This is a genomic window from Bradyrhizobium sp. NAS96.2 (assembly GCF_001908235.1).
Classification (GTDB): domain Bacteria; phylum Pseudomonadota; class Alphaproteobacteria; order Rhizobiales; family Xanthobacteraceae; genus Bradyrhizobium.
Genome location: NZ_LGHK01000439.1, coordinates 1 through 630, shown reverse-complemented (window position 1 = coordinate 630; position 630 = coordinate 1). Strand labels below are relative to the sequence as shown.

1 protein-coding gene is annotated in these 630 nt (G+C 63.0%); it reads right to left on the bottom strand.

Going from position 1 to position 630, the window contains the following annotated elements; all coding sequences use genetic code 11:
• Positions 1 to 80 precede the first annotated feature (80 nt).
• On the bottom strand, positions 81 to 630 hold a 550-nt coding region (locus AC628_RS41810; protein WP_074132587.1), incomplete at its 5' end, for a head-tail connector protein.

The following is a 630-nucleotide window of genomic DNA, read 5'->3' as shown; positions in this document are numbered from 1 at the left end:
GACGACCTCCTCCGGCGCCTTCGCCGGCCAGAACAGTAGCGTCCGCGCGTTGCGCGGCGCCTTGAGGATGCGATCGGCCATCACCAGACCTCCGATAGCATGAGCAGCGTCACGGCGTCAGGGATCAGCGTCTTGACGTCCGGCGAGAGCTGCCAGGCCTTGTCGCTGACGCCGATGACGAGATCGCGCACCAGCGCGGGATTTGTCTCGCCGATGCTGTAGAGATGCCGGATCTGCAGCATGATGCAGGTTTTGACGACCGCCGGCAGGTCGTCGATATCCTCGTAACCGGCATCGAATTCGATGACGATCGGCTCCGGCGCGTGCGAGAACGCGAGCGGCCAGGACATGCCGAATTTCGGAAAGATGCGGACGCTATCGCCGGCGGTTTGCACGACATAGCTCGCAGGATCGAGCGTCTGCTGCGTCTCGGTTGCCCAATCGACGAACTTGATCGAATGGACCGCGTCATAGGTGACCGGCGCGATCGGGATCTCGATCACCGGCCGCCAGCACGGCAGCACCCATTGGAACGTCCGCGGGACAAATGCGCGCTGGACAAGCGCCTCACAATGCCCCGTTGCCGCGCCGATCAAGCCGGAGATCAGAGCGTCGTTTTTCGTATTCGAG